This window comes from Nocardia sp. NPDC051756 (genome assembly GCF_040681495.1).
In the GTDB taxonomy this organism is placed as follows: domain Bacteria; phylum Actinomycetota; class Actinomycetes; order Mycobacteriales; family Mycobacteriaceae; genus Nocardia.
Map to the genome: position 1 here is coordinate 256,378 of NZ_JBFAYV010000001.1, position 21,528 is coordinate 277,905.

Genomic DNA, 21,528 nt, shown 5'->3' on the forward strand with positions numbered 1-21,528 from the left:
CACCACCGAGGAGTCGCACGATGGCACCGCCCAAGAGCCCGACCGACGACCGCGCCCCCGCACCGGACCCGACCACCCCCGACGTGCTCGACCCGGCCCCGGGCAGCGGGGACCTGCGCCGAGAACTGCTGTTGATGAAGGCTTTTCAGAGCCGGATCGCCGGCCCGCTGCTGCGGCGCTTCGCCGACCCGCAGCAGATCCTGGAGACCGGGATGGCGTTCTGGCCGTCCCGGGTCGTGCTCACCGCGGTCGAGCTGGGCGTGTTCACCGAACTGGCGGTGCGCCCGCTGTCGCAGCAGGAATTGATGGACCGGTTGAACTGGCATCCGCGCGCCGCGGGGCCGTTCCTCAACGCGCTCGTCGACATGAGCCTGCTGCGGCGCGATCGTGCCGGGCGGTATACGAATTCGCGACAGGCCGCGCTGTTCTTGGACCGCGCCAAACCCAGCTACATCGGCGGGCTGATGGAACTGTCCAGCACTCGCCTCTACGACCTGTGGTCCGGTCTGGGGGACCTGCTGCGGACCGGCAAACCCGGCGCCGAAGAGGAACAGGGCGAGAGCGAATTCTTTTCCACCCTCTACGGCGATCAGACCGCTCTGCGGAAATTCCTGGCCGGCATGACCGGAATCTCGACCGGCGAGGCCATGCTCATCGCCGCGCGCTTTCCGTGGAAGCGGTTCCGGACATTCCTGGATGTCGGTGCGGCACAGGGCGCATTGCCCGTTCGGGTCGCACTCACCCATGCGCACATCCGCGGGGTCAGCTACGACCTGCCCGCCGTGCAACCGATCTTCGAGGAGTACGTCGAGTCGTTCGGGCTCGGTGACCGTATCCGGTTCACCTCCGGCGACATGTTCGCCGGTCCGCTGCCCAGCGCGGACGTGATCAGCTTCGGCCACGTGCTGCACGGCTACAGCGAAACCGTCCGGCGCGAATTGATCGCCAAGGCCTACACAGCGGTTCCGCCCGGCGGCGCGCTGCTCGTCTACGACGCCATGACCGATCCCGCGCGCAAGCAGAACCTCATCAGTTCGTTGTCCAGCCTGAACATCATGTTGGAGATGCGCGAGGGCTTCGAGGCCACGACCACTCAATGCGCGGACTGGTTCCGCGATGCGGGCTTCGTGAATATCAAGAAACGGCACCTGATCGGGCCGACATCGATGGTGTACGGGCGCAGGCCAGGAAGCCTGAGTCGGTCGAACGACGGATACTGACAAGGGATTTCGGCACCTACCGTTGGCCATATGTCTGGACTGATCGCGCCCGCGAAGGTCGGCGTCGTGCTCACCGCCGCGGCGCCGATCACCACGGTGGCCGCGGCGGTGCACATGGCCGCCACGAAGAATCCGACGTTCACCGAGCGCAGGCTCAAGTACTACAAGACGCCGGGGATCGGCGAATTCTGGACGGTGCGCGCGCTGAATCCCGGCGAGGCGCGCAGGCTCGTCACCGAGCACGAACCCGCGATGGCGATGCTGATCGACGCGGGCGGCGGCCTGCATATCCAGACGCTGTTCTATACCGCGGGTAAAGGCACCCTGGCGTCGTTCCTGGCGATCAATTACGACGTGAACGGCTTCCTCCAGATCGCCAGCGCGTTCTGGTGGGCCGACGCGCTGGCCAAACGGACCGCGGAATTTCTCGCGGAGTCGGATGTTTCCAGCGATCTGGAGATCAAGAAGATGCGGAGTCGATAGTCCTTACGGGACGTCTTCGTCGGGTGCGTTGCCGGCCGCCCAGATGCCGCGGACGTGCCCGATGTGCTTGCGCAGGAATCGCTCCAGCTCCTCGTCGCGCTGCGTCTCGATCAGGTCGATGATCGTGTGGTGCTCCTGCGCCGACTTGTCCAGCTCGCCGCGCTCGACGAGCGCGGCGAGACCGAACAGGCGGGTTTGGGCGCGCAGGTCGCCGACGATCTGCGACAGCCGCGGGTTGTGGCAGTAGTCCAGCAGCATCAGGTGGAATTTCCGGTCGGCGTCGACGTATTCGACGAGATCGCCGCGCTTGGCCGCGTCGACGATCTTGTCGGCCTGGTTGCGCAGGCCCGGGATATCCGCCGCGGGGATCTCGCCGAGGATCGCCCGGACGCTGGGCGGCTCCAGCAGCATCCGGATCTTGGCGATCGAATCGAGGTCCGCGTCGGAGATCTCGGTGACCCGGAAACCCTTGTTCGGCACCGACACCACCAGGCCCTGCTTGACCAGGTCCAGCATCGCCTCGCGCACGGGGGTGGGGGAGACCCCGAAGCGCTCCGACAGCCACGGGGCCGAGTAGAGCACTCCGGGTTCGAGCTCACCGGAGATGATCGCGGCGCGCAGCGCGTCGGACACGTGATCGCGCAGCGTGGGCCGCTTGGGTATATCCAGCCGTTCGATCATCTCAATGCGCTCCGGGTTTCTCCTGTGTGCGAGCACCGCTGGTATCAGGTTAGTGAACGGTCGGCATCGTTCAGCTTCGAGTGCCGGTAGCTGAACGCGACGTACACCGCGAGGCCGAGCAGCAGCCAGACCACGAACCGCAGCCAGGTGACCCAGGTGAGGTGGCTGATCAACCAGATGGAGAAGACGATCCCGATCAGCGGCACCACCGGCACCCACGGGGTGCGGAACGCGCGTTCGACCTCCGGGCGGGTCCGGCGCAGCCGCATGACGCCGAGCGCCACCACGATGAACGCCATCAGGATGCCGACATTGGTGAGCTCGGCGGCCTCGCGGATCGGCAGGAAGCCGGCGATCAGCGCGGACACGATGCCGACCGGCCAGATCACCCGGGACGGCACCTTGCGGACCGGGCTGGACTTGGCGAAGTATGCCGGCAGCAGGCCGTCGCGGCTCATCGCGAAGCCGACCCTGGTCACGGCGAGCATGTTGGCGAACGCCGAGGTGGTCACGCCGACGACGGCGCCGACTGCGATGATCAGGCCGAGGATGCCCATGCCCACCGAGTCGAACGCGCTGGAGAACGGCGAGGAGACGTTGATGTCGGTGAAGTTGACCATCCCGACGATGACCAGGCAGACCAGCAGATAGACCACCGAGGCGATGCCGAGGCTGATCATGATCGCCTTGGGCATCAGCTTCTTGCCGTCCTTGGACTCCTCCGCGGCCGCGCTCATCGCGTCGTAGCCGTAGACCGCGAAGAAGGCCAGGGCAGCACCGGATACCGCGCCGCCGACGCCGAACGGGAAGAACGGCTGGTAGTTACCGGCCTTGATGTGGAATGCGCCGGCCACCACCACGATCGCGACGATCACCATCTTCAGCGCGACGAGACCTGTTTGCACTCGGGCGGATTCGCGGGTGCCGCGGGAGAGCAGGAAGGCCAGCAGCAGGCAGAGCAGCACCGCGAAGAGGTCGACCTTGTGCCCGGAGCCGGTGCCCGGCGCGCCGAGTGCCCAGGTGGGCAGGTCGAATCCGATGTAGTGGGTGATGTAGTTGAGGTACCCGGACACCGCGATCGCGACGACGGAGACGATGGCGGTGTACTCCAGCAACAGATCCCAGCCGATCATGAAGCCGATGATCTCGCCGAGCGCGACGTAGGAGTAGGTGTAGGCGGACCTGGCGCGCGGGACCATGCCCGCGAATTCGGCGTAGCAGAGCCCGGCCGCACCGGAGGCGATGATCGCGATGGCGAACGAGACCAGCACCGCCGGACCGGCGACCTCGTTGGCCACCACGCCGGCCAGCGAGAACACCCCCGCGCCGACCAGCCCGCCGAGGCTCAGCGCGACCAGCTGCCACAGCCCCATGCTCTTCTTGAAATCGCCGGTGTCGGCAACGATTACCGGCATTCGCCGCATGACCCCGCTCTTGGTGAGCGGTGGGCGTGCGGACCTGGTGACGACTGTCTTCATTGACTGTGCCTTTCAAGGTGGAGCGGTGGAGCGGGTGGTGCTGGTCAGAATCGGAAGCCCTCGGGGAAGGGGTCGGTGGGGTCGAGTAGGTAGTTGGCGGTGCCGGTGACCCAGGCGCGGCCGGTGATGGCGGGCACGATCGCGGGGCGGTCGCCGACGGTGGTGGTGTCGACGGCGCGGGCGTGGAAGGTGGTGCCGATAAACGAATCACTGCGCAGGACTTGGTCATCGGCGAGCAGGCCGCGAGCGTGCTGGCGGGCGAGCAGCGCGGAGGTGCCGGTGCCGCAGGGGGAGCGGTCGAACCAGCCGGGGTGGGCGACCAAGGCGTTGCGGGTGTGGGCCGGTTCGGATGCGGGGTCGAGGAACAGGACGTGCTTGCAGCCGGCGATGCGTTCGTCTTCCAGATGGACCGGACGACGGAACTCGTTGATGGCCGCCATGATTCGCAGTCCGGCGTCGAGGATGCGGTCCTTGTGCGCGCGTTCGTAGGGCAGGCCGAGCTTGCCGAGGTCGACGATGGCGTAGAAGTTGCCGCCGTAGGACATGTCGTAACGCACGGTGCCGAGGCCGGATACCTCGACCTCGTTGTCCAGGCTGTCGCAGTAGGCGGGCACGTTGCGCAGGGTGACCGAATCCGCGTGGCCGTCGGTCACCGCGACCGAGGCGACGACGCGGCCGGCGGGGGTGTCGAGGCGAATGTCGGTGACCGGTTCGGTGACCGGCACCATGCCTGCCTCGACCAAGGCGGTGGCGACACCGATGGTGCCGTGTCCGCACATCGGCAGCAGGCCGCTGACCTCGATGAACAGCACGCCGTAGTGGCCGTCCTCGGTGGTGGCCGGTTGCAGGATCGCGCCGCTCATCGACGCGTGGCCGCGCGGTTCGTCGACCAGCAGGGTGCGCAGGCCGTCGAGGTGCTCGATGAAGTGCATGCGCTTGGCGGCCATGGTGTCGCCGGGGACCGTGCCGATCCCGCCGGTGATCACCCGGGTGGGCATGCCTTCGGTGTGGGTGTCGATCGCGGAAATGATTCGGTTGCTGCGCATCAGGACTGTCCTTCGTCTAGTTCGGCGAGTTCACGTAAGCGCACCGATGCGGCGAGCGGTCGCCAGGCGGGTCCGGCCGCGGCGAGGCCGGTTGTCGTGGTCGCGCCGTCGGCGTACGGCCGGTCGCGCAGCGCCTCGATGTTCGCCGCGCACATCCGGCCTTGGCAGGGGCCGAGTCCGGCGCGGGTGGCCAGCTTGGTGGAGCGGTAGCTCTCGCCTGCCGCGCGGGACCAGGCGGCGGTCAGTTCGCCGCAGGTGGTGCCCTCGCAGCGGCAGAGGACGGTGTCGGGGCGGGCCCAGGTGAGGACGCCGGGACGGATGGGGTGTGCGGTCGCGAGGCGGGTCACGAATTGCTCGGCCGTGCGGTGGCGGGTCTGTAGTGCGCGGTCCGCGATGGCGCCTGCTGCGGCCAGTCCGGCGACGGTTCCCTCGATGGCGGAGACCTGGGCGCCGCCGATGCCGGTGATTTCTCCTGCGGCCCAGACGCATTCGGCGCTGGTCAGCTGGCTGTCGTCGACCTGAACGAAGCCGTCCGTGGTCAGTTTCGCGCCGGCGGCGACCGCGAGTTCGTGCTGCGGGGTGAAGCCGTGTGAGACCGCGACCGCGTCCACCGGCACTGTGGTGTGGCTGCCGGGGATCGGCGTCCAGTTCTCGTCGAGCCGAGCGACGGTGGCCTCTTCCACTCGGCCGTCACCGGCGACCGCGACTATCGCGCGCGAGGTGCGTAGCGGAATCCGGTGCCGCACACCGCAGGCCAGGTATTCGATCAGCTCGGCGGCTTTGCCCGCGCTGTGTCGCAGTTCCCACGGCCGCGCCGCCCAATGCTTGACGATCCGGCGACCGGGGTTGGCCTCGAGCACGGCCCGCACTTCGGCACCGTTGTCCGCCAACGATTGTGCGACCGGTAGGAGGAAGGGGCCGGTGCCGGAGAGCAATACGGACTTGCCCACCAGCAGCCGCTGGGTTTTCGCGAGAGTCTGTGCGGCACCGGCGGTGTAGACGCCGGGCAGGTCCCAGCCGGGGAACGGGCACACCCGGTCGTAGGCGCCGGTGGCGATTACCAGTGCGTCGCCTTGCACTACGCGATGCTCTCGCCGGTCGCCTTCCGCGCCGATCAGCACACGTACTGCGGGACAACCACCTTCGAGATGGCGTTCGATCTGATAGACGGACGCCCATGGCAGATATTCACAGCGCGGGTGCTCGATCAGCAGCCGGGCACGGCGGGCGGCCGCGGCATACCCGTGCCCGATGGTCAGCGGTTGACCGACGCCGTACGCGGCCGGGATGCGCCGGTTGTACTGGCCGCCGAGCGCCTCGTTCGAGTCGATCAGGGTCACCGTCGCGCCGTGCCGCAGCGCGGATTCGGCGGCCGCGGTACCGGCCGGGCCGCCGCCGATCACCACTACATGCGTGCTCATTCGTTGCTTCCCGTCCGCCGGGTCTGAGTGGTGATACGGTCGCCGTCTCGCGCCGGACGCCGGCACAACCGCACATCCGGAACACCGTTGACGGTGGCGACGCAGTCGAAACACACTCCGATACCGCAGAACACGCCACGCGGGCCGCCGGTGGGCGCGGTGCGCCAGTGCGAACGGCCGTCGGCCAGAAGGACTGTCGCGAGCGTCTGGCCGTGCACGCCCGGAACCGGTGTGCCGTCGACGGTGACGGTCAGTGGCCGATCGTCGCGGCCGACCGCGTCGGCCTCGGGTCGAATCAGGTGCGGACTCAACGGAATATCTCCTCCGTCCAGGGTTCGGTGATGACCGCGGGGCGGTCTACGGCGAAGGCCATGATGTCGACCTCGTCCGGCTGCCCGGCCAGGGCAGACGAAATCAGTTGGGCGGTACCGACCGACAGGCCGATGCCCGCACCCTCGTGCCCGGTCGCGTGCCAGAGGCCGGGGAGTCGTGGATCGGGGCCGATCACCGGGAGGTGGTCGTCGACGTACGGGCGGAAGCCGCCGTAGGCCCGCATGATCGCGACGTCGGCGAGGATCGGATAGAGCCGCAACGCCTTTCGGGCGATGGCGGCCAGGCTGTCCGGCTGGATCCGATTGTCGAAGCCGCACTGGCGGCGGGAGGAGCCGAGCAGCAACGGGCCGCCCCTGGTCGATTCGACCACTGCGGAGGATTGCAGTGCGGCGTCCGAGCTGCCGACCGCGCCAACGTAATCCGCGTCGTACACCTTGTGGAACACCGTCGGCGGCATGGGTGCGGTGATGAGCACGTCGCCACGGCGGGGCTTGATCGCGATCGGCGCGCCGAGCACTTCGGACACCGTGCCCGACCACGGGCCCGCCGCATTGATCACGATGTCGGCATACCGATGTCCGCGTATCGTTTCCACCCCGATCAGTCGGCCGTCCTGGATCAGCGGCGCGGTGACCTCGCAGCGGGTCTCGATGATCGCGCCGGCCGCGATCGCCGATCCGAGCAAAGCCGTTGCGGCACCGGCCGGTTGGACCTGCGCGTCATCGGGGTAGTACATCGCCGCGCACACCTCGCGGGTGAGAGCGGGCTCGGCCGTGGCCAGTTGGTCCGCGTCGAGACTTTCGCACCGCACTCCGGCACCACGCTGGCTGTCGGCGAACCCCGTCAGCGCGATAGCGCCCGCGTCGGTGGTGGCAACGACTATGCCGCCCTTGGGTTCCCATTCGAGGCCGGCCGCATCGTCGGGTAGTCGCTCGGCGAGCCGCTCGAGCACGGCGGGCCACAGTCGCCGGGACAGCTGGGCCAGCGCCAACTCGGGCCCCGGTCCTTTGTCCGAGACGAGCACATTGCCTTCGCCGTGCGCCGTGGTGCCGGAGGCGACCCCGCCCCGCTCGCACACGCGGACCGAGGCGCCGTCCAGGGTGAGCCGGTCCGCGAGCGCGCATCCGATCATGCCGCCGCCGATGATCAGGACGTCTGTTCCCCGCAGGGGCGAGGCTCCGGTCATTGTGCGCGTGCCCCGTTCACCGAGCGCGGTACGGAAAGCGGGTTTTCCGTGCGCAATTCGAGCGGCAGCAGATCCTCCGGCACCGACTGGTAGGTCACCGGGCGCAGGAAGCGGGAAATCGCCGCGGTACCGACGGAGGTCGCCGTCGGTGCCGTCGTCGCCGGGTAGGGTCCGCCGTGCTGCTGGGCGTAGGTCACCGACAGCCCGGTCGGCCAGCTGTTCCACAGCACCCGCCCGGCCGCGCCCACCGCGGCGGCGGTCAATGCACGAGCGGTGTCATCGACTTGGTCGCCGAAGATGGACACCGTCAACTGACCGCCCACCGAGCGAGCCAGCTCGAGCAGTTCATCGGTATTCCGATAGCTGACCAGAAGCGTTGCCGGGCCGAACATCTCGTGCAGCAATGCGTCTGGATCGGACAACACTGTGCGCGCTGTAGTGGCGAGTAGCAGCGCCTCGCCCGGTCCGCCGCCCGCGAGCAGTTCCACGTTCGAGTGCTCGCGGACCTGCTCGACGGCCCGGGTGAATCCGGCGGCGATCTCCGCATTGAGCATGTCCCCGGTGGGCACCGGCCGGTCCCGGATCAGCTCGGCCAGCTCACTGAAAACCGTTGCCTCCTCGGGGATCGCGATCAGGCCCGGCTTGGTGCACAGCTGACCCGCACTCGCGCTGACCGCCGTCAGGAGTCCCGATGCGATCTCCGTCGGCCGGGTTCGTGCGGCCTCGCCGGTGACGAATACCGGGTTGATGGAACCGAGTTCGCCGTAGAACGGGATCGGCACCGGACGACGAGCCGCCAGATCGTACAGCGCCCGCCCACCCGCGGTGGACCCGGTGAACGCCGCGGCGGCGACGGCAGGATGGGTGAGCACCTGAACCCCGGCGTCGCGACCGAACACGAGACCGAAAGTCCTACTCGGAGCATCACATTCGGCTAGCGCCTCGTCGATCAGCTGTCCGACCGCGCGGGACAGCGCGGGATGGCCAGGACTGGCCTTGACGATCACCGGACAGCCCGCCGCCAGCGCGGATGCGGTATCACCCCCGGCTACCGAGAACGCGAACGGAAAGTTGCTCGCCGCGAAGTTCACCACCGGACCGAGCGCGATATTCATCCGCCGCAGATCCGGCCGCGGCGCACCCATCGGCCAGTCCGCGTCCGCGGTGTCGATCCGCACATCGAGGAAGTCGCCGTCGAGCACGGCTTGCGCGAACAGCCGCAGCTGGAAACTGGTGCGCTTCAGCTCACCGGCCAGTCGCGGTTCGGACAGGTGCGTCTCCCGCATCGCCAGCGGGATCAGCTCGGCGGCCTGCGCGTCCAGCCGATCGGCGATGCCGCGCAGCACCCGGGCCCGATCGGTCGGTCCCATCGCCGCCCAGGGCGCCGCCGCCGCGGCGGCCGCGGCAGCGATGGCGTCGACCTCCTCGGCCGTCGTGTCGCGAATGGATTCGACCGTGCTCATCGCCAACTCCTCGTCTTTCGTGTGTACCGAGCTACAGACTGCCTACCGGTAACCCTTGGCGAGCAGGTCCCGGGTGTCCTCGGTGAGTTTCGCGATCAGCTCCGGCGCCAGCGGCACCCGCGGCGGACGGCACTTGCCGCCCTTACGCCCGGCCAGGTCCATGGACAGCTTGATCGCGTGCACGAACTGCGGCTTCGAGTCCCAGCGCAGTAGCTTGTGCAGCTCGCGGTACAGCGGAAGCGCCTTGTCCAGATCCCGGTTGACCGCGGCGTTGTACAGCTCGACGGTGGCCCGGGGGATGGCGTTCGGGTACCCGGCCACCCAGCCGACCGCGCCCGCGATGCCGAGTTCCAGGAGCACGTCGTCCGAGCCGACGAGCACGTCGAGTTCCGGGGCGAGCTCCTTGATCTCGTAGAAGCGCCGCACGTCGCCGGTGAACTCCTTGACCGCGACGATCAGGCCCTCGCCGTGCAGTTCGGCCAGGATGTCGGGGGTCAGGTCGATGCGGGTGTCGAACGGGTTGTTGTAGGCGACGATCGGCAGGCCGACCTCGGCCACCGTGCGGTAGTGATCGAGGATCGAGTCCCGGCCGCCGCGGTAGGTGTTGGGCGGCAGCAGCATCACGGCCTGCGCGCCGGCCTCGGCGGCTTGCGCGGCCCACTTGCGCGCCTGCAACGCGCCGTACGCGGCGATGCCGGGCATCACGGTGAATCCGTTCGGTGCGGCCTCGATGGCCGTCCGCACCACCCGGGCCCGCTCCTCGTCGTCGAGGGTCTGGTATTCGCCGAGCGATCCGTTCGGGCTCACGCCGTGGCAGCCGTTGGCGGCCAGCCACTGCACGTGCTGCGCGTAGGCGTCGTAGTCGACCGAGTAGTCCTCAGCGAACGGCAGGGTGGTCGCCACCAGGATCCCGTGCCAGGGCTTGGTCACGGCTGAGGTGATCGGGTCGGACATGTGAAGCCTCCATCTGCGCGATTGTCCGGATCAACGGTCGATCCGAATGTCATGTGACGTGTGACATTGCACAAGATAGCTAAGTGATGGTGGTCACGCAAGATGCGGAAAGTGACTGGGGACACGCACGTTGAACGCATCTCGGATACGCAGAAACGCCCAGCCCCGACAACAGCGTTCACCGTCCGCTCGCGCGGGGATGACGTTGCGGCTGTTCGGCTTTCGATCAGCGCGCTGGGTCGGGGCTGGGCGTTGTTCGGCTGGGGTGGATCAGCGGGGGACCGGGGTGACCGCGATCGGCGGGATGGCATCCACGCAGGCGGTCGGTCCGGGATTGCCGGTTCGGATGAAGCGGGCCACCAGATCGGTGACGCAGCCGCTGGGCTCCAGGTCGGGGACGTGGCCGGTGTTGGGCACGGAGAGGAAGGTCGCGTTCGGGAAGCCGGCGGCCACCCGCTTGCCGTTCGCGTCCGGGGTGATGGCGTCGAGGTCGCCGGACATGACCAGCACCGGGACGTTCGGCAGCGCGGAGACCGGGCGGCCGGGGTAGGCCTGGGTGACGGCGGGCCACTGGATGCACGCATCGCCACCGTCGCGCATGCCCGCGCTGAATCCCGCCGCGCTGAAGGCGCCGACGCCGTCGGATCCGGCCGTGGCCAGCCCGTCCCGGTACTGCTGCTCCCGCTCGTTCAGCGACAATTGACGGTTCCAGATGTTGGGATAGTCGTTGCAGGCGACGGTGATGAAGAGGTCGATGTTCTCGGCGGTCGGCTCACTGCCGGCCTGCTCGGCCCACTGCCGCAACCCGGTGTCGTCGCCGTTGGCGGCACCGTGCAGCGCGGCGGGCAGCGCGCCCATCAGGGTCGGTTGCGTCGGATCGGCGCCGACGCTGGTGCTGGCCACCTCGAAGGCGAGGGTGGCGAACTTGCTTTCGCTGAGCTGCAATGGATTCCGCCCGGCGATGGTGAGCGGCTGGGCGGCCAGGCGCTGGGTCACCGTGCGCAGGTCGGCCACGGCGGTCGCCCCGTCGCAGGCCCGGCTGCGATCACAGATCCGTTGCAGCGCAAGCGAAACCGCTTCGGCATTGGGGCGCGACAGCAGGTCGAACTCGGGCGGGTAGGCGCCGGAGAGTACCATGGACTGCACGGTGTCGGGGTGGCGTTCGGCGTAGATCGGCATCAGGTAGGTGCCGTAGGAGATGCCGTAGAGCACCAGCTTGGGGATGCCGAGCCGGGCGCGGATCGCGTCGAAGTCGTCGGCGGTGGCCGCCGAGGTGTAGCCGGCGGCGCGCGGGCCGAGCTGTTCGGCGCAGCGGCCCACCGTCTGCTGCTGGTATTCGCGGGTGCCGAGTTCGTAACCGGCCTCGTCCGCGCCGCAATCCAGCGGGCTGGACAGCCCGGTGCCGCGCGGGTCGATGAGCAGCAGGTCGTGATCGTCGAGCAACTGCGCGGAGAGCTGGGTGGCCTGCGCGGCGTGGTCGATCAGCGGTACGCCGGGTCCACCCGGGTTCGGGGCGATCGTGCCCGCGGCAGGCGCGTCCGTGTTGCTGCGCCGGACCAGCGCGTAACTCACTGCGACAGTGCCCAATTCGGGTTTGTCGGTGACCAGCGGCCGGGACTGCACGCCGCACTCGACCTGATGACCCGGCACCGTCGGGCACCAGTCGGGGCCGGGTGGTTTGCTGTCCCCGCACGCCGTGATCAGTGTCGTGGCGGCGAGTGCGGCGACCAAACATGCGACTGCCCGCATTCCGTTGCGCATCCTCGAAATCCCTTCCCTCAATGCAACTCCCGCGTTCGGCGGGGTGTTGAGGAGAATCCTGCGCGGGAGAAGTCAAGGGTTGGCGAGCACAACGACAGAATCACGTAAGAATCCACGGCGAGTGATAGCGGTCACGAAGTGAACCGCCCGATACCTGCGAACTCGCTACTCACCAGCAACAATGGCAGCGTGAGCACACCGAACTCGTCCGCCCCCGCCGCCTCGGTGCTCGTCGTCGAGGACGACCCGCACGTGCGCAGCACCCTCGATCAGCTGCTGCGCTTCGAGGGCTACACCGTTCACCTGGCCGCGGACGGGCAGCAGGCCCTGGAGATGCTGGCCGAAATCCAGCCGGACCTGGCGGTGGTCGACGTGGTCATGCCGCGCATGGACGGACTGTCGCTGTGCCGGCTGCTGCGCCGCCGCGGGGACCGGTTGCCGATCCTGGTGCTCACCGCGCGTCAGCAGATCGGTGATCGGGTCGCCGGGCTGGATGCGGGCGCCGACGACTACCTGCCCAAACCGTTCGCCACCGACGAACTGCTCGCGCGGCTGCGCGCGCTGCTACGCCGCAGCGCACCGGACGACGAGGACACCGCGGTGCTGTCCGTCGCGGATCTGACGCTGAACCCGGCGACCCGTGAGGTGTATCGCGGGGACCGGCCGATCGAACTCACCAAGACCGAGTTCGACGTGCTGGAACTGCTGCTGCGCAATGCGCGAATCGTGCTGAGCCGCAACCGGATCTACGAACACATCTGGGGTTACGACTTCGACACCGATTCCCGTTCGCTCGATGTGTACATCGGCTATCTGCGCCGCAAGACCGAGCAGGAAGGCGAATCCCGGCTGATCCACACCGTCCGCAATGTCGGTTACGCCGTGCGTCCCGCGTGATGTTGCGCGCCCGGATCACCCTCGTCGTCATCGTGGCCGTGGTGGCCGCCATCGTGGTCACGCTGGCCACCTCGTATCGAGGGGTCAGCGAGCTGGTCGGCAATCAGATCGATCGCAGCCTCAATGATCGGGTCGACGCCGTCATCGCCGTGCTGCCCGCGGTGCTGCCCGAGCGGTCCGACACCATCGAGCAGTTGCTCTCGGCCGACGGGAGCGCGCGCCCGCTGCTGCCGGGTCACATGTCGCTCCCGGTCTCCGACGCGGACCACCGGGTGGCCCGAACCGGTAGCGGCACAGCCGAATACAACATCGACCTGGACGGTGAGCCGTACGGGATCCTGACCAAGCCGCGCCCCGGCGGCGGCGCGGTGATGGTGGCGCAGCGCTACCACGAGTCCGAACGGATCGACAACGAATTCCTGTGGCGCACCGGCGGTATCACCGCGATCGCGGTGGCGTTGTCGGCGTTGCTGAGCTGGCTGGCGATCGGGCGCATCCTGCGGCCGGTCCGCCGCCTGCTCGCCGCGACCGAGCAGATCAGCACCACACAAGACCTGTCGGTGCCGCTGCCACCCACCGGGCGCGACGAAATCGGCAGGCTCACCGGCAGTTTCGACACCATGCTGAGCGCGCTACGGCGTTCGCGCGCGCAGCAGCACCGGCTCGTCCAGGACGCCAGTCACGAGCTGCGTACCCCGCTGACCTCGATCCGCGGCAGCGCCGAACTGTTGCAGCGGGCCCGCGGCCGGCTCGACGCCGAAGACGAGACCAAGGTGCTCAACACCCTCGTGCAGGAGTCCGCCGCGCTCGACGATCTGGTCGCCGAACTCGTGGAACTCGCTACCGATCAGCACACCGCCGAGGAACCCGTCGAACTGGATCTGCCGACCCTGGCCGAAGACTGCGCGCAGCGCTTCCGGCACCGCAGCGGCCGCACCATCACCGTCACCGCGGACGACCCCGCACCCGTGCTGGCCCGGCCGCGAGCGCTGGCCCGGTGCGTGGACAACCTGATCAGCAACGCGATCAAGTTCAGCCCGCCGGACACCCCGGTCGACGTGCACATTCATCGCACCGAGTTGACAGTGCGCGACCAGGGGCCCGGTATCGCCGCCGACGACACCGCCGCCATCTTCGACCGGTTCTATCGGGCCGCGAACACCCAGGGCACACCGGGTTCGGGGCTCGGGCTCGCCATCGTCGCGGACATCATCACCGCACACGACGGCACGGTGTTCGCCGAGCACGGGCCCGGCGCGCGCATCGGTTTCCGGCTCCCGCCGCGCGAACCCGCGGACGGGCGTCGCCGGCGCTAGCTCGCCTTGGTGCCGATGCCGCCGTAGATCACCAGGCGGGTGGCGGGCAGGTCGTCGTCGAGCCAGTCCTGCGCGGGCACCACGCCCGGGTCGATCAGGTCGAAGCCGTCGAAGAACGCCTCGGTCTGCGCTTTCGTCCGGTATATGACCTGGGAGGGGCTCTTGTCGGTGTCGTCCTGCGACTGGGTGATGAAGTCCGGGTGCGTGTCGTTGGAGCCGTGGGTCATCGCGAAGTAACTCCCCGGCACCATCAGGTCGCGGAACTTCGCGACGATCTCGTAGGGGTTCTCGTTGTCCATCACGTAGTGCAGCACGCCGATGATCAGCACGGCGACCGGCTCGTCGAAGTCGATCAGGCCGCCGGTCTTCAGCCGGTCGATGATGTCCTCCGGCTTGCGGATGTCGGCCTTCAACGCCGTCACGCCGGGCGAATGCGCCAGCAGCGCATCGCAATGCGCGTGCACGATCGGGTCGTTGTCGATGTAGACCACGCGTGCTTCCGGATGGATCTTGCGCGCGACCTCGTGCACGTTGGGCGAGGTCGGGATGCCCGAACCGAGATCGATGAACTGCTGGATGCCCGCGTCGGCGGCCATCTCGATCGCCTTCACCAGGAACTGGCGGATGAACCACGCCAGGGTCTTGGTGTCCGGCGCGATGGCCAGCATCCGGTGCGCAACCTCGCGGTCGACGTCATAGTTGTCTTTGCCGCCGAGCATGTAGTCATAGATCCGGGCCGAACTCGGAATGTTCGGGTTGAGTCCTGGTGCACGCTCTACGTCCGACAAGGTGTCCTCCCGATCCTCGATCACAATCGTAGCGATCTTCCCGGCTGGATGGTGTGGCTCGATGCCACCGCGGGGTGAGCTCCGTGCCGCCCGCGCACCGAATCACCCTTTGGCGGCAAGTGTATTCGCTCGCGCCATGAGCGCGTCGGCGACCGTGCGTGGGCGGCGGCCGAGGCCGCACGCGGTGGCCACGCCGTCGACCGGCCGGCCGAGCGCGTGCTCGATCATCTGCAATGTGTGCAGTTGCTCCGACTCGGTCGGGCTCTCGTGCACCATGCCCGCATAGAAGGCGGTGCCCTCGGGTAGCGCCAGCTTCGCAAGGGGCGCATAGAATTTCGGGCTCGTGGACGGTGGGATGTCACCCGCGGCGAGCGGTGCGTGCACGAACGTCAGGGTGCGATCCGCTGGCCAGTGCCGCACGATCGAATTCGCCAGGTCCACGGCGGGCCGCATGGTGCGCAATGTGGCGCGGGCCTTGTTGTTCATGCTGCCGAGGCACAGGTGCACGCCGAAGCGGGTGCCGGGTGGGGACGCCGCGGCAATCTCGGCGATGCCGCGCCCGATGCCGAACGCGCGATCGAGGAGCCGGTGCAGCGGCTGGGTCTTGGCCATCAGCAGCAGTTCCGCGGTTGCCTCGAGCTGGATGACGACGTCGTCACCGATCAATTCACGGATCGCCACTATGTCGCGCACGGTGGCATCGGTGAAGGCCTGCTTGCTTTGCCACACACCCTTGGGGCCGAGTGCGACGAACGCCATCGTGAAATCGGTTGCCATCCCCAGTTGGAGTGTGACACCGGACAAATCCCGCTCCGTGCGGAGTGCGTCGAATACCGGGGCTGCTTCCTGCGCTTCGCGGAAATATCCGAGATCCATCATGTCGCCGGTGAGTTTCTTACCGCCCGCGGGCCGATAGATAGTCCGTTCCCGGCTGGTGCGCCACTGGCCAGGTCGCTTCGATTCCAGCGCGCCTTGATTCACCAGATCTTCGATGATGGGGCGGATGTAGAACTCGTAGCGCCACGTCTCGCCGGTGGGCAGCGTTCGTAGCTGCGGACCCACGCTGTCCAGCATCGCTCTCATCGCGGCGTCTGTGCTCTCCGCTGGAAAACTCCCGACGAAGTGCACCGCTCGCGTACTCATGGGTCGGATACTAGACCGACGGTTTGCTGAGCGCGATCCTGTGCGCGGTCCGGTACGACTCGTTGTCGTACTGTGACATCCGGCGGGCGGCGGAGTGCGCGCCCTACCTCATCTGCGCCGCGAATCATGTTGATGGGTAACATTATTCGCCGAACGATGGTTCGAAGCATGGGTTACCCGCTCGGCGCACGTACGTTCGAAGTCGTTGCCGGGGTGATCAATCCGGGCGCTTCCGGGGTCGACATCGTGAAACTCATTCCGCTGATCAATAGTTGAGCGTCTGTCCAACTGAAATGTCGTGATTTATCAAGTGCGGCAATGTAAGTCCGTCGGTGGTGGCGACGGTAACGAGTATTCAAATCTTTTTCGATAACCGTTGCGGGTCGGCCGGTCGGCGGTCTAACCTCCGGACCTACAACTGAATCAGGATGCCAAAGTGGTTATCCTCGTGTAACTCCGAGGGGAGCGCGTCTCGTGCGGGCCTTCTTAAAAGTGTTTGTCGTGTCATCAATTCTGTGTCTGGTTCCGGTGGTAGCCCACGCCGACGACACCTCACCACCGGGCAGCTGCACCGCGATTTCATTCTCCGTTCCCCCGACTGGCACTTTGGCTGCAAAATTATGTATGCCGGCGACACCGACCAGCACCGTCCTGGTGTTGATGCCGGGCTCCAATTACAACCACACCTATTGGGACTTCCCGTACGCCCCTGAGACATATAACTTTCGGCGCGCGATGAACGCCGCGGGCTACGCGACGCTGGTCGTCGACCGCTTCGGCAACGGCGCGAGCACCCGGCCGCCGAGCGCGGTGCTGACGGCGACCGGTTCGGTCATCGCCCTGCATCAACTCGTCGGCGCGGTGCGCCAGGGATTGCCCGGCGTGCAACCGTTCAGCAAGGTGATCACCGGCGGCCACTCGCTCAGTTCGGGTGTCGCGGTCATCGAGGCGAGCACCCATCACGACGTCGATGGTGTTCTGCTGACCGGGTTTTCGCATAGTTTGAATCTGCTGGGCACGCTCGGCGTGGTGGCCACCTATTATCCGGCGGCCGGCGACCCGCAATTTGCCGGAAAGGGCTACGACCCCGGCTACCTGACCACCCGGCCCGGAACTCGGGCGGGTGATTTCTACGGCGCCGGTGATTACGACCCCGCGGTGCTCGCCACCGACGAGGCGACCAAGGAGGTCTTCTCGCTGACCGAGTATCCCGATGGTCTTACCTCCACCCTCCCGCCGGCGACCAACTTGATCAACGTGCCGGTCATGGTGGTCAACGGAAGTGAAGATCGGTTGTGCCTGAACGCGTGCGCGAGCACCGCGTCCCTGGCCGCCGCGGAGGCGCCGTATTTCAGTTCGGCCGCCCGGTTACGCACCTTCGTATTGCCGGGGAGCGGGCATTCGGTCAATCTCGCCCTGAATACCGCCGCTTATCAAGCGGCAGTGCGGGATTGGCTGGCGTCGATGTTCTGAGGTCCGCGCCGCTGGTTCGGTGGAGGCAACAGGTAGCCCCGAGGGCGGGAGCCGGTCAAGGCTCCCGCCCTCGGGCGGTTGCCGCTCGGTGTGCCCGAAAAGTGAAGTCCGGCTGGTGTCGCCGGTTTGTCAAGTGGGCCAACGCATCTCCGTCGGCGAAGCGAAACGGACAGAGTAGCCACATCTTCGCGATAGGTATTGCGCATCAACGAGGCGCGGGTTAGCCTCCCGGTTGATGACTCAACAAGGATGCCAAAGTGGTTATCCGCGTATAACTCCGAGGGGAGCGGGTCGCGTGCGGGCCTCGATACGGGCTTTTGTCCTGTCCACACTGCTCTGTCTGACGCCGGGTATTGCCCAGGCGGACCAAGTTTCGCCGCCGGATCGCTGCCAGGAGATCACCTTCCCGGTGCCGCAGGGAACGCTGGCGGGCAAGCTGTGCCAGCCGACGGACCGGCCGGCCGATGCCGTCATGGTGTTGATGGCGGGCTCCAATTACAACGGCTCCTACTGGGATTTCCAGTACGAACCGGCGACGTACAATTTCCGGCGCGCGATGAACGGCGCGGGCTACGCGACGCTGATAGTGGACCGGCTCGGCAACGGCGCGAGCACTCGGCCGCCGAGCGCGACCCTGACGGCGACGGCCACCGCGGAAGCGCTGCACCTCATCGTGCAGCAACTGCGGCAGGGTCTGCCGGGTGCGAAGCCGTTCGGCAAGATCATCACCGGCGGCCATTCGCTGAGTTCAGGCACCTCCGTCATGGAGGCCACCAAGTATCACGACGTCGACGGCGTGCTGCTCACCGGATATTCACACACGCTGTATGTGCCCGGGGTGCTCGGTGTGATCGGCACCTACTACCCGGCCGCCCAGGATCCGGCGTTCGCCGGACGTGGCTATGACCCCGGCTACCTGGTGTCGCGGCCCGGCTCGCGCGCCGCGGATTTCTACGGACCGGACAACTTCGATCCGAAGGTGGTCGCCGCCGACGAGGCGACAAAGGAAACCTTCTCGCTCACCGAGTATCCCGACGGGCTGATGTCCACCCTGCCGGGCATGTCCAGCCTCATCACCGCGCCGACCATGGTGGTCAACGGCAGCAAGGACATCCTGTCCTGCGGGCCCGGTTTCTCGATCTGCGCGGACAGCGCGGCCCTGCAAGCGGCCGAGGCGCCGTATTTCGGTCCCGACGCGAAGCTGCGCACCTTCGTGCTGCCCGGTGCCGGGCATTCGGTGAATCTCGCACCCAACACCGCCGAGTATCGCGCCGCCGTCATCGACTGGGTGGACTCGATCGTCCGGTAGCGACCCGAACCCGAGCCCGGTGCCGACGACCGTCGGTACCGGGCTCAGTCGTTTCGGAACCTGTTCTCAAGCACGGGGTTTCGGATCGAAGGCCGATCCGTTGCCGGGTTCGATGCGCGGGTCGGCGAAGATCTCGGTCCCGGTCGAACTCATCCGGGCCGCGGCGGCATCGGTTACCCGCAGGGCGTACAGACCGTTCGCCGGATCCACGGCCACCAGGCCGTAGGCGGTATCGACATCGTCAGCGGTGAGTTTCAACTCCCGCAGGGCGGCCTCCAGGGTCGCCTCCTGCGGGAGCCGAACGGTCAGCAGCGGCATGCCCCCACGTTACGCGCGGGCGGCGGTCCGATTCAGCTCCGCGAGGATCGCCGAGGCATCGGCGATGCCGTATCCGTAGTCGTAGTTGTAGCCCCCGGCCTGCGCGGTCGCGGTGCGCTGCAACAGCTCTCGTAGCTGAGCGGGCGGCAGTTCGGTCGCCGACCACTGGGTCCGGATGGCGGTGACCAGGCCCGCCGCGACCGGGCATGCCGCGGACGTGCCGGTATCCGGTTCGGTGGCGCCGAAGGCCGTCGACCCGAGGAAATGGGTGTAGGCGCAGATATCCGGCTTGCGGTCGGTCAGGCGGCCGGGGCCCTGCGAGGAATAGCCGACGCGCTGGCCCGCGGTGTCGACGCCGGCGATGGACAGCACGCTCGGATGCGAATTGGCGCCGCCGATCGGCTTGTTCGGGTAGGCGCAGCGGCCGTCCGGGCACTCCCGCCCGCAATTACCGGCGGCGAAGATGATGTCGGCGCCGGCCGCCTCGAGCGAGCCGACGATCACGTTGAACGGGTGCGCGGGGTTGTCGGAATAGTTCCCCGGCTGCCCCACGGGGAAGTCCCAGCTGGGCGAGAACGATCCCCAACTGTTGCTGATCACCAGCGCCCGCGAGGCGGCGGGCTGGTCGGTGAGCACGGTACGCAGGTGGGCGTACCCGGCCAGCGCGTCCGAGAGCAGTCCCTCCATGACCGAGCCGCCCTGCCGCCTGCTCTGTAAGACCGGGAGGTCGAGCAGCGACGCCTTCGGTGCGGCGATGAGCGCGTCGAACGCGCACATCGAGCCGTGGTCCACCGGGAACTCACCGGCCGTGCCGGTGACGCCGGACGGATTCCAGCTGCGCGCCTTGTCGATGGTCACCGATCCGCCGCGCACCTGCTTGACCTTCGCGGCGTTGATGCCGGTGTCCACGATGGCCAGGGCCACCGCGTTACCGTCCAGGCCCGCGGCCGCCAAATCGCTGTGGTGCAACAGGGTTTCGACGTCGTGCCAGTTGCCGACCGCGGGCGTGCCGCCGCAGGTGAGGTTGGTCTGGATCACCGGATCCGCGAAAACTCCGGTGACCCCGCGCGCTGTCGCCAATCGCGACACACTGTCCGCGATGCCGTCATCCTCGATCTCCGCGCGGACCAGCACCGACGCGTCCGCCGGTTCCAGTGAATAGCGCAACCGATCGGTATTCGACACCGCGGGAACGGATTTGGGCACGGCGATCGGAGCGTAGGCGTGATCCAAGGTGATCCCGGGCAGATGCCCGGCAACATCGGCGGAGGCGACCGGCACCGCGCGATCGGCCACTGCGGTAATCAGATCGACGGACGGACGAAGCTGAATAAGTACGCGCATATCTGTCATGATGCCGCGCCGTTCGGCAAAATTCGCGCCTGGCGTGCAAAGTGCGGCTGTGTCGATGCGCGACGGCGACCGGGGTAACTGCAAGCTGCCAGCAATTTCACCGAAGAGCGTGGCGCGGATCACAGTACGGTGCCCGGGCGGGTTTGCCGAATATCGAATCAGACACACCGGACAGCGGTGCGCTGTCCGCGCCGGATGCCTTGCCTGGCGGGTTGTTCGGTATCGTCTGCGCAGGTCACCGCCAGAAATGCTGTGCGCCAAATATATTGAGGTCTTGCTAGTCGAGATCCCTTTTGCTAGAGCGTATTTCGATTTCTCGAACATTGCCACGGTGCCGATAAGGTCGCTACCCTGGTGCTGGTTGCCGACGTTGTCGACCGTTATTCGGCACCGTGGCAACCAGGTTCATCCGGTAGATCTCGATGATTGATGGGACGGTTCGATGAAATCAGGAACCCGCTCTGGCCTATTGCGGATTGCCGCGATCGCCTGCCTCGCCGTGACCGCCGCCGGCGCACCCGCGGCCTTCGCCGCTCCGAACGACCCGTCCGCGCCGATATGCACGATAAGTTACCCGGTCCCGGTGGAGCCGTTCCAAACTCCGGCGTCCAGCGAGGTGTTCGCGACGTCCGGCAACGGCTCGGTCGATCTGAAAGTCCACACCGATGCGGGCACGGATTTCGCCTACGACCAGAAATTCTCGGTCAACTGGGCGAATCTCGACACCGGCCGCAGCGGCGTAGCCGACACCTCCGCGCAGGTGAAAGGCCACGACAACACCCTGACCGTCACCGGCATCCCGACCAAGCCGGGCCGAGTCCTGTTCAACCTGGGCGTGTTCAACCACGGCGAGGGCCAGAACTACACCAACGGCGAGTGCAGCGCGGAGTACCAGGTCAGCTGAT

The 21,528-nt window shown here is 67.4% G+C and carries 20 protein-coding genes; 7 read left to right on the forward strand and 13 right to left on the reverse strand.

The window, feature by feature from the left end:
• Positions 1 to 20 precede the first annotated feature (20 nt).
• Positions 21 to 1,220 carry a methyltransferase gene (locus AB0M22_RS01255; RefSeq protein ID WP_364719496.1) on the forward strand — a complete coding sequence of 400 codons (1,200 nt, stop codon included), beginning with the start codon at positions 21 to 23 and terminating at the stop codon, positions 1,218 to 1,220.
• Positions 1,221 to 1,250: 30 nt separating this feature from the next.
• Complete coding sequence (locus AB0M22_RS01260) at positions 1,251 to 1,703, forward strand: hypothetical protein (RefSeq protein ID WP_364719498.1); 453 nt, start codon at positions 1,251 to 1,253, stop codon at positions 1,701 to 1,703.
• Between the two features lie 3 nt (positions 1,704 to 1,706).
• On the opposite strand, the gene AB0M22_RS01265 is transcribed toward AB0M22_RS01260, so the two are convergent.
• From AB0M22_RS01265 to AB0M22_RS01305, 9 genes are all read right to left on the reverse strand, one after another.
• Complete coding sequence (locus AB0M22_RS01265) at positions 1,707 to 2,384, reverse strand: GntR family transcriptional regulator (RefSeq protein WP_364719501.1); 678 nt, start codon at positions 2,382 to 2,384, stop codon at positions 1,707 to 1,709.
• 44 nt (positions 2,385 to 2,428) lie between these two features.
• Positions 2,429 to 3,862 carry an amino acid permease gene (locus tag AB0M22_RS01270; RefSeq protein ID WP_364719503.1) on the reverse strand — a complete coding sequence of 478 codons (1,434 nt, stop codon included), beginning with the start codon at positions 3,860 to 3,862 and terminating at the stop codon, positions 2,429 to 2,431.
• Between the two features lie 44 nt (positions 3,863 to 3,906).
• Entirely contained in the window at positions 3,907 to 4,908 is a 1,002-nt protein-coding gene (locus AB0M22_RS01275) for a proline racemase family protein (protein ID WP_364719505.1), read from the reverse strand.
• Complete coding sequence (locus AB0M22_RS01280; RefSeq protein WP_364719507.1) at positions 4,908 to 6,329, reverse strand: FAD-dependent oxidoreductase; 1,422 nt, start codon at positions 6,327 to 6,329, stop codon at positions 4,908 to 4,910. The genes AB0M22_RS01275 and AB0M22_RS01280 overlap by 1 nt, the downstream gene beginning before the upstream one ends.
• On the reverse strand, positions 6,326 to 6,640 hold the full coding sequence (locus tag AB0M22_RS01285; RefSeq protein ID WP_364719510.1) for a (2Fe-2S)-binding protein: 315 nt from the start codon (positions 6,638 to 6,640) through the stop codon (positions 6,326 to 6,328). The genes AB0M22_RS01280 and AB0M22_RS01285 overlap by 4 nt, the downstream gene beginning before the upstream one ends.
• Entirely contained in the window at positions 6,637 to 7,848 is a 1,212-nt protein-coding gene (locus AB0M22_RS01290) for an FAD-dependent oxidoreductase (RefSeq protein ID WP_364719512.1), read from the reverse strand. The genes AB0M22_RS01285 and AB0M22_RS01290 overlap by 4 nt, the downstream gene beginning before the upstream one ends.
• Positions 7,845 to 9,311, reverse strand: coding sequence for an aldehyde dehydrogenase (NADP(+)) (locus AB0M22_RS01295; RefSeq protein WP_364719514.1), 1,467 nt, complete (start codon positions 9,309 to 9,311; stop codon positions 7,845 to 7,847). Before AB0M22_RS01295 ends, AB0M22_RS01290 begins: the two co-directional genes overlap by 4 nt.
• Positions 9,312 to 9,353: 42 nt before the next feature.
• Positions 9,354 to 10,265: a dihydrodipicolinate synthase family protein gene (locus AB0M22_RS01300; protein ID WP_364719516.1), complete on the reverse strand. Its 912-nt coding sequence runs from the start codon at positions 10,263 to 10,265 to the stop codon at positions 9,354 to 9,356.
• A gap of 270 nt (positions 10,266 to 10,535) precedes the next feature.
• A complete protein-coding gene (locus AB0M22_RS01305; RefSeq protein WP_364719519.1) occupies positions 10,536 to 12,014 on the reverse strand; it encodes an alpha/beta fold hydrolase in 1,479 nt (492 codons plus the stop codon).
• Positions 12,015 to 12,215: 201 nt separating this feature from the next.
• Here AB0M22_RS01305 and AB0M22_RS01310 point away from each other — a divergent pair, with 201 nt between their 5' ends.
• Both AB0M22_RS01310 and AB0M22_RS01315 read left to right on the forward strand, forming a co-directional pair.
• Positions 12,216 to 12,923 carry a response regulator transcription factor gene (locus AB0M22_RS01310; protein WP_364719522.1) on the forward strand — a complete coding sequence of 236 codons (708 nt, stop codon included), beginning with the start codon at positions 12,216 to 12,218 and terminating at the stop codon, positions 12,921 to 12,923.
• On the forward strand, positions 12,923 to 14,239 hold the full coding sequence (locus tag AB0M22_RS01315; RefSeq protein WP_364721590.1) for a HAMP domain-containing sensor histidine kinase: 1,317 nt from the start codon (positions 12,923 to 12,925) through the stop codon (positions 14,237 to 14,239). Before AB0M22_RS01310 ends, AB0M22_RS01315 begins: the two co-directional genes overlap by 1 nt.
• Here the strand turns inward: AB0M22_RS01315 and AB0M22_RS01320 are convergent.
• The gene (locus tag AB0M22_RS01320; RefSeq protein ID WP_364719524.1) at positions 14,236 to 15,027 is read right to left on the reverse strand and encodes an SAM-dependent methyltransferase; all 792 of its coding nucleotides are present in this window, start codon (positions 15,025 to 15,027) and stop codon (positions 14,236 to 14,238) included. The genes AB0M22_RS01315 and AB0M22_RS01320 overlap by 4 nt on opposite strands.
• 102 nt (positions 15,028 to 15,129) lie before the next feature.
• A complete protein-coding gene (locus AB0M22_RS01325; protein ID WP_364719526.1) occupies positions 15,130 to 16,170 on the reverse strand; it encodes a hypothetical protein in 1,041 nt (346 codons plus the stop codon).
• Positions 16,171 to 16,794: 624 nt separating this feature from the next.
• On the opposite strand from AB0M22_RS01325, the gene AB0M22_RS01330 reads away from it, so the two are divergent.
• Together AB0M22_RS01330 and AB0M22_RS01335 are read left to right on the forward strand one after the other, a co-directional pair.
• Positions 16,795 to 17,643: an alpha/beta hydrolase gene (locus AB0M22_RS01330; protein ID WP_364719528.1), complete on the forward strand. Its 849-nt coding sequence runs from the start codon at positions 16,795 to 16,797 to the stop codon at positions 17,641 to 17,643.
• A 295-nt stretch (positions 17,644 to 17,938) separates the two neighbouring features.
• Entirely contained in the window at positions 17,939 to 18,952 is a 1,014-nt protein-coding gene (locus AB0M22_RS01335; RefSeq protein ID WP_364719530.1) for an alpha/beta hydrolase, read from the forward strand.
• Between the two features lie 66 nt (positions 18,953 to 19,018).
• Here the strand turns inward: AB0M22_RS01335 and AB0M22_RS01340 are convergent, their stop codons facing one another.
• A complete protein-coding gene (locus AB0M22_RS01340) occupies positions 19,019 to 19,270 on the reverse strand; it encodes a hypothetical protein (RefSeq protein ID WP_364719532.1) in 252 nt (83 codons plus the stop codon).
• Between the two features lie 9 nt (positions 19,271 to 19,279).
• Entirely contained in the window at positions 19,280 to 20,614 is a 1,335-nt protein-coding gene (locus tag AB0M22_RS01345) for a S8 family serine peptidase (RefSeq protein ID WP_364719535.1), read from the reverse strand.
• 451 nt (positions 20,615 to 21,065) lie between these two features.
• Between AB0M22_RS01345 and AB0M22_RS01350 the strand changes: the two genes are divergently transcribed.
• Positions 21,066 to 21,527, forward strand: coding sequence for a hypothetical protein (locus tag AB0M22_RS01350; RefSeq protein WP_364719537.1), 462 nt, complete (start codon positions 21,066 to 21,068; stop codon positions 21,525 to 21,527).
• Position 21,528: the final 1 nt, after the last annotated feature.

What these genes read in the sequence shown, in the direction of transcription:
- AB0M22_RS01330 (WP_364719528.1), top strand. Translation starts at nt 16,795, where the DNA reads ATGCCGGCGACACCGACCAGCACCGTCCTGGTGTTGATGCCGGGCTCC.
- AB0M22_RS01290 (WP_364719512.1), bottom strand. Translation starts at nt 7,848, where the DNA reads ATGACCGGAGCCTCGCCCCTGCGGGGAACAGACGTCCTGATCATCGGC.
- AB0M22_RS01275 (WP_364719505.1), bottom strand. Translation starts at nt 4,908, where the DNA reads ATGCGCAGCAACCGAATCATTTCCGCGATCGACACCCACACCGAAGGC.
- AB0M22_RS01345 (WP_364719535.1), bottom strand. Translation starts at nt 20,614, where the DNA reads ATGCGCGTACTTATTCAGCTTCGTCCGTCCGTCGATCTGATTACCGCA.
- AB0M22_RS01300 (WP_364719516.1), bottom strand. Translation starts at nt 10,265, where the DNA reads ATGTCCGACCCGATCACCTCAGCCGTGACCAAGCCCTGGCACGGGATC.
- AB0M22_RS01350 (WP_364719537.1), top strand. Translation starts at nt 21,066, where the DNA reads ATGAAATCAGGAACCCGCTCTGGCCTATTGCGGATTGCCGCGATCGCC.
- AB0M22_RS01260 (WP_364719498.1), top strand. Translation starts at nt 1,251, where the DNA reads ATGTCTGGACTGATCGCGCCCGCGAAGGTCGGCGTCGTGCTCACCGCC.
- AB0M22_RS01325 (WP_364719526.1), bottom strand. Translation starts at nt 16,170, where the DNA reads ATGAGTACGCGAGCGGTGCACTTCGTCGGGAGTTTTCCAGCGGAGAGC.
- AB0M22_RS01295 (WP_364719514.1), bottom strand. Translation starts at nt 9,311, where the DNA reads ATGAGCACGGTCGAATCCATTCGCGACACGACGGCCGAGGAGGTCGAC.
- AB0M22_RS01255 (WP_364719496.1), top strand. Translation starts at nt 21, where the DNA reads ATGGCACCGCCCAAGAGCCCGACCGACGACCGCGCCCCCGCACCGGAC.
- AB0M22_RS01315 (WP_364721590.1), top strand. Translation starts at nt 12,923, where the DNA reads ATGTTGCGCGCCCGGATCACCCTCGTCGTCATCGTGGCCGTGGTGGCC.
- AB0M22_RS01280 (WP_364719507.1), bottom strand. Translation starts at nt 6,329, where the DNA reads ATGAGCACGCATGTAGTGGTGATCGGCGGCGGCCCGGCCGGTACCGCG.
- AB0M22_RS01305 (WP_364719519.1), bottom strand. Translation starts at nt 12,014, where the DNA reads ATGCGGGCAGTCGCATGTTTGGTCGCCGCACTCGCCGCCACGACACTG.
- AB0M22_RS01270 (WP_364719503.1), bottom strand. Translation starts at nt 3,862, where the DNA reads ATGAAGACAGTCGTCACCAGGTCCGCACGCCCACCGCTCACCAAGAGC.
- AB0M22_RS01340 (WP_364719532.1), bottom strand. Translation starts at nt 19,270, where the DNA reads ATGCCGCTGCTGACCGTTCGGCTCCCGCAGGAGGCGACCCTGGAGGCC.
- AB0M22_RS01265 (WP_364719501.1), bottom strand. Translation starts at nt 2,384, where the DNA reads ATGATCGAACGGCTGGATATACCCAAGCGGCCCACGCTGCGCGATCAC.